This is a genomic window from Legionella gratiana (genome assembly GCF_001467695.1).
Classification (GTDB): domain Bacteria; phylum Pseudomonadota; class Gammaproteobacteria; order Legionellales; family Legionellaceae; genus Legionella; species Legionella gratiana.
The window spans coordinates 53,291-59,891 of record NZ_LNYE01000029.1; the positions used below are offsets into that span (position 1 = coordinate 53,291).

Sequence of the window (6,601 nt, forward strand, 5' to 3'; positions counted from 1 at the left end):
ACCATTCGTATTATTTTGTGGCAAGCCCAGCAAGCACTTCCCTGAAACTGTTGAGCCCCGCTTCCAGATTTTCAATGATTTCTTCAGCGATATCATCAGGTTCAGGTAGATTATCCAGATCAGTCAAACTTTTGTCCTTCAACCAGAAAATATCAAGGCTAGTTTTGTCGCGTGCAATCAGCTCTTCATAGCTGTACTTGCGCCAACGCCCCTCTGGGTTCTTTTCAGGGTGCCAAGTTTCTTTGCGTTCACCTGGATTCTTGGGGTTGTAACACTCTATGAAATCAGCGAAATCCTCAAAGCGCACTGGTTTTTTCTTGAGGGTATGATGGATGTTAGTACGGTAATCATAAAACCAGACCTCCTTGGTCCAGGCATTTGGACTAGCTGGTTGGTTGTCAAAAAATAGAACGTTTGCTTTAACGCCTTGAGCGTAAAAAATACCTGTTGGTAAACGTAAAATGGTATGCAAAGTGGTATTTTCAAGCAGCTTTTTCCGGATAGTCTCACCGGCGCCGCCTTCAAATAATACGTTATCTGGTACCACGACTGCTGCCTTGCCAGTGGTTTTCAACATACTGCGAATATGCTGCACAAAGTTAAGCTGCTTGTTTGAGGTGGTCGCCCAGAAATCTTGGCGGTTGTAAGTCAGATCGTCTGTTTCCTGTTCTCCCTCTTCGTTGGTAAAACTCATTGAGCTTTTCTTACCAAAGGGTGGATTCGCCAGTACATAATCGAAACTGATAGAACTTGCTGCTACCAATGCATCATTCGGCGAAATCAGGCTATCACCATCAATTTCTCCAATGTTATGCAAAAACATATTCATCAAGCATAAACGACGAGTGTTAGCGACAATTTCATTGCCATAAAAGGTACCGTGCTTCAAAAAATGTTTTTGCTCTTTGTCGAGCGAATAGTTTTCTGGGTTTATCAAAAAATCATAGGCTGCAAGAAAGAATCCACCCGTACCGCAAGCTGGATCGGCAATTGTTTTGCCCGGCTCTGGCTGCACGCACTCAACCATTGCGCGAATCAATGCTCTCGGGGTGAAATATTGGCCTGCCCCAGATTTGGTATCTTCTGCATTCTTTTCTAACAATCCTTCGTAAATATCACCTTTAACATCCGCACCCATCATAATCCACTGAGTGCTGTCTATCATGTCTATTAAGCGATATAACTTGGCTGGATCTTGAATTTTATTTTGGGCTTTCGTAAAAATTTGCCCTAGCATACCCTTTTGCTTGCCAAGCTCGCGCAACAACTCAACATAAAGTACTTCAAGTTCTGGGCCTTTTTTAGAAGTGAGTGCTTGCCAGTTATACTTTTCCGGGATGCCCACATCACGGTTGTAGGGGGGCCTGGAATACTCATCCGCCATCTTCAGGAAGATCAGATATGTGAGCTGTTCAAGATAATCTCCGTATCCTACACCATCATCACGCAGGGTGGTGCAGAAGCTCCAGACGCGGGAGATAATTGAAGCGGTATTCATAGGAGTTACTCCTTGTACGCAAGTAATTACTTGCATAAATTAGTTGATTTGTATTTTTACAAATGACTTCGAGACATGTCGAAATAGTTTTTTCAGTCAAACTGGAAGTTCTAAGTCATGCTGCCTCCATTTCAGAATCTTCTTCACCCATCATCATTTTGTAATGAGCAAGATGACCAGATTGCTCAAATATCTCTTTAAATATCCGAAGATAGGTTTCTGTAGTAGTGTCACCATTTGATACATAAAGATCATCATGCACCGAGTGTGACCCATCATTAACCCATGAAAATAGAGATTTGCAGACAAGCTTATTTTTTCCCTCAAATTTTTCACAGATGTCGTCTGGATTAATTCCACCCAAAATCTTGAAGTAATTTTCTATGATACGACGTAATGTATTTTGAATGGTTAGATTAGGGGTAGATTTCGCTTTTACGTCTATCCACAATAATTCATAAGAAGTTTTGATTGGGTTTGAGTCATGTTTGATTATTTTGGATAACAAACCATCTTTTCTTATTATCCAAAATGTTTCTTCTGTTAACAATTGAGAACTAGGTCGCTTAGTATTGAAGCTAACCTCCTTATGAAAATAGACATTATGTGTGAGCACAAAGATTTGCTTAATATAACCATTTCCGTCTCTGACATCATTAAATAAGCCCTTTATTAAGCTGCTGACGATAAACAGAATATCACTGTCGAGACTAGATACTGGATCATCAAATACAACCACACGGTTATCGGTAATACCACTTTCGAAGTTGCTTCCCTTCAGCAAATGATAAAAGTACAGGAATGTAACAAAGGTGCGTTCACCTTCGCTCAACGTCGTTTTGGCGTCCTCCCCATCCTCTCTAATGAGCTTATAGTTCTGTTCTCCTTCTGCAGGTGCAAGTGAAAATCCATGAAAGCCAAAGGACTTTAACAACCCATTGATATCATCTATTGTTGGCTGAATACTTGTGGCTTGTTTTTCTAGTTCCCTGATTTCCTGGGCTTTTTGCTCCTTTTCCATTTGTTTTCTATTAATTTGGCTGTTCAGTGAGGTAATTGCTGAAATCAAGTTATTTTTCTTATTCTCGTAGTCAGAAAGATCAGCCTTCAGCTCTTCCAGTAAAAACTTCCACACTTGTTTCGTTAATGTTTCACTCTCTTGTGTTATGTTGTCAACTGTGGAGTTGTGCTTAGTAATGCTGGTATTAGCTGACTCAATTAATGTTTCAATTTCTTTGATAATATTGGCGATGGTATCTAGCTCAATGAGCTGGCTTGGCTCTTTCTTTTTATTCGCAAGCTTCTGGAGATTTCCAGCAATGGTGGAATCAAGTAGTTGTTTTTCTAGTTTCAGCTTTTCTATATCTAAAAATCGGGCAGGCTTGGAAATAATCTCGTCAATTTTTCGCTGGAGGCGGGCTGCTTCTGACTGGTAATTCACCTCTAAATCAGCTATCGATTTAATATCCATCTCAAAAGTTTCGTCAAAATACTCAGCAAGACTCTTGGCAAAACCTTCATTCGTTTCTTGCTGGCAGAAAGGGCAAATGCCTTCATTCGTTTCATAAAATCTTCGGCCTTGACGGACCCAGTCGCTATTACCTAACTTTTTGATTATGCTTGCAATATCAACATCCTCTTTACCTAGAACTCGTTTACAGAGTACAGGATTTGTCTCGTATTCTATTAAATAAGTCACATTTATTCTCGGAACCAATAACTCTATATTCAGTGCTTCTCCGAATATTGTCTCCGCACGCTTTTCCAAATCGGCTAATGGCACTAATGTCGCTGTATTATTTTCCAACTCCTGAACAACTTTGTTCTTGAATTTATCTGCGTTATTGCGGTAGCCCTCAAATGCACCTTTCAGCTTGATATCGTATTTTTGCTTTTGCGCCCAGCATTTATTTTTTAGGGTTTCCTCAAGTGTTTTTAATTCCTCATTCTTGCCGCTATTACCATCCTCACCATTCAAGGTTTTTTGTAAGCCTTTTATTTGGTTTTCCAAGTCTTCTAGATCTGATTTTGCTTTAACAATTTTCTTTTGTGTCTCAATGTTTTCTTCACCTAGCGTAAATACACCCTTGATTTCTGACGATTGATTGAAATTGGCATCAACAAAATCACGATTGTAGACTAAAGTATGTAGCTTAGTGCCCCCATCCCAATTTACTTTACAATACTCATGCATTTCCGTTTCTGCGATCACTCTGCTGAGAGTTGTTTTCCCCGTACCATTTGAACCGAATATAAAATTGAACTTCGACAATCCAGAAAGTACCTCCGGCGGATCGCCATAGGTGGCTATTTTTGAAATGGATAGGGATTCAATCATAACAATTATCCTTGGTTTACTTGCTTTTTATTGATAGTCTTACTTGAACTCTGCACTGCTTTTCTTACCTTTGCGCGTTCAAGCAATTTGCTAGCAGGTTCATCGCTTGAGTCTTGTAAAACAAGCTGCCCCGCGAGCGCTTTTGTTAAGATAGATTGGCGGAGAATTTCTGATTTTTTCAGTGATTCCTCTATCTCCTTTTCTTGCTCTTCAATTACAGATAATTGTTCATCTAAGATGTCAATAATAGCTGACTGTTCAGCTTGTGAAAAAAGAGGTATACATAGTTTTTCAACATCCCCAACTCTTAGATGTTTTACACCTGTGCCTACTGCAGATGAGTTCATTCGTGACTGGAATCCAGGTTCCATCATTGAATAAAGAAGATATTTTGATGCTAAATGACTTGAAGGTCGAAGTAACATCATTCTTTGCCCCATACAAATTTTACTATTTTCAGGAACAATACCTACTTCTCCCATTGGTGCTTCGCGAGTGAATATAATGTCGCCTGGTTTGGGAGGACAACGCTTTGTCCAATATTCATATGTTTCTTCAGATATGAATCTTGCTTCTTCGTTTAAGAGTATTTTGCCATCTTTAACACATGGCGTTCTGATGAGCCATATTCCTTTATTCTCATAGGGTGCTGTTTTGTTATGGCAGTCAACGATGAAGTTGCAAATCTCAATTAACGAAACCCATTTTGCATTGAGGGGTAACTTTTTTTCCGGGTGATTAACTTTCACTTGCGCTAATTTTTTTAGATAGCGTTTTGCTTCATTATCTCCGTTATTGACAAGTTCTTGAAGTTTTGTCTGTCGTTCTTTTTGAATGTGAGAAAGTAGTTGCTCTTGTGTTTCCAGTTTGCCGGCATTTTCTTCACGCAACTTGGTGGTGAGTTTACCTTCAAAGGCATGTTTGAGTATGGCTTGGCGGTAAACTTTGAGTTGTTCGCGTGCAGTTTTGAGAGCGGCAATGCCGTTGTCTAGCTCGGAAAAAAGTTCTTCGATTTTGGCGACAATGCGTTTTTGTTCAGGGAGAGGGGGGAGTGAAATATCCAATCGATAGGCATCATTTCTGTTTAGTCCTGGTATGGCCGTAGATGTCTCAAATTGATTGAGGCGTAAGCTTTTTAGGAGGTAATATGAAAATTTTGAGTCTACGACATTAATGTTATTTATAAAATATGTTGTGTCTATTGGCCAGCAGTTATCATTGCAATAGTGAACAGCCCCTGCGGCGCCTTTCCGACCAACAATTACCTTCGGACCCGTTGCAACATATTCATCATGAAAACCAACGATACCACTAGAACCATACACAGGAAATGGTCCATTTTCTTTTCTATCTTTTTTTACCAATCCTTTGCCATATGCAAACTCAAAAATTTCGCCAACCTTTGTTCTTACCCACCCTTTAGGGAGTTGATTCAACTTAGTTTCAGACTCCATCATGCTACTAACTCCCGATTCAATTCATCCATCACCCAATTCATGCGATCACCAAACAGGTTATACATTCTCCCTAATCCTCCTTTAGCATCAAAAGGTGCCATATCCAGGTCATCACGCTCAAAGTGACAGGAGCTAGCGATGTGATCTCTGATTAGATGCAACCAAGCCATTTGTTGTTCGTTAAATTTGTCACTTTTACCGGAATGATACTTCATAATCCAATTCTGGAAATTCTTTCTAACAATTTTGTTAAAAGGGATGATGCGGCTATCAATACCACAAACACGGCGGATCAGTGCTACCAAGGCTGTCAGTTCGCTTATGGGGTTATCCCCCTGATAGTTGTCAAGGTGTGCATAAGCTTGCCAGATACGCAACGGGGCAAGTTTTGGTCTATCTAGCTTGAGCTGTTCCAGGACGGCTTTGATTTGCGGATAAGTGATCTCAGCGCGTCGTGCAGGTGTATGAAAATAAATGCTCAAAGCGTCGATTTTACTGGCTTGATCCTTAAGGTATTCAGTAAACTCCAGGGTTAAGACTTTAGCATTTTCGGTTGTTTCACCTGCCCATTCGGCTTTGAGTACAGTGTCTAAATCATCGTGAACAATAGTTTGTTCTTTGTCGCGGCGGATCGAGTCAATCAGCTCGATTAATTCACCATTAAACACATTGGCTACTTGGCTCACCAATTCCTTTTGTGCTTGGTCACGGGCAGTTTCTCCGGGATCGGAACCCACCGGTTGGTTTGTGATTTCCCGTGCCTTTTGCTCCACTCGGTCGCCATCAATGGCATTAATCAGTTCGCCGACAATCATCAACAGTGGTGTGCCTCCAGCTTTTTCGGCAATGCGAGCACGCTCTTTATCGTCCAGCTGTTTATCAAGTCGTGCCAAGCGACCAGCAAGCGAAGACACTGTATCGCTGTCACTGGCTCCCATCATGACCCCCATCGCCAAATCTTTGAGTGATACCCCCGGTTTGGTAATCAAGGGTTGGCTGGCGGTTTTCAGTGATTGGGTGACGCCAATGGCATCGACAATCACGTAATGAGTTTTTGCACTTTTTGCCGAGGGTGTAACTTTTTGCAGGCTGTCTTTATCCAGCGTACGGGTGCCGCGACCTTTCATCTGCTCGAAGTAGTTTCTGCTTTTTACATCGCGCATAAACAGCAGACATTCTAATGGTTTCACATCAGTACCGGTTGCAATCATATCGACTGTGACGGCAATACGAGGGTAGTAGTCGTTACGGAACTGGGCCAACACCGATTTTGGGTCTTCACCTTTTTCTATGATATTTCCATCAGCA

The 6,601-nt window shown here is 41.1% G+C and carries 4 protein-coding genes; all 4 read right to left on the bottom strand.

The features are described from left to right. Positions 1 to 10 precede the first annotated feature (10 nt). On the bottom strand, positions 11 to 1,498 hold the full coding sequence (locus Lgra_RS13200; RefSeq protein WP_058499741.1) for a class I SAM-dependent DNA methyltransferase: 1,488 nt from the start codon (positions 1,496 to 1,498) through the stop codon (positions 11 to 13). Between the two features lie 115 nt (positions 1,499 to 1,613). Then, the gene (locus tag Lgra_RS13205; protein ID WP_058499742.1) at positions 1,614 to 3,836 is read right to left on the bottom strand and encodes an AAA family ATPase; all 2,223 of its coding nucleotides are present in this window, start codon (positions 3,834 to 3,836) and stop codon (positions 1,614 to 1,616) included. 5 nt (positions 3,837 to 3,841) lie between these two features. Further along, positions 3,842 to 5,293 (bottom strand): restriction endonuclease subunit S, encoded by a 1,452-nt coding sequence (locus Lgra_RS13210; RefSeq protein WP_058499743.1) that lies wholly within the window; start codon positions 5,291 to 5,293, stop codon positions 3,842 to 3,844. Next, on the bottom strand, positions 5,290 to 6,601 hold a 1,312-nt coding region (locus Lgra_RS17260), incomplete at its 5' end, for a type I restriction-modification enzyme R subunit C-terminal domain-containing protein (protein ID WP_202967176.1). The genes Lgra_RS13210 and Lgra_RS17260, both read right to left, overlap by 4 nt.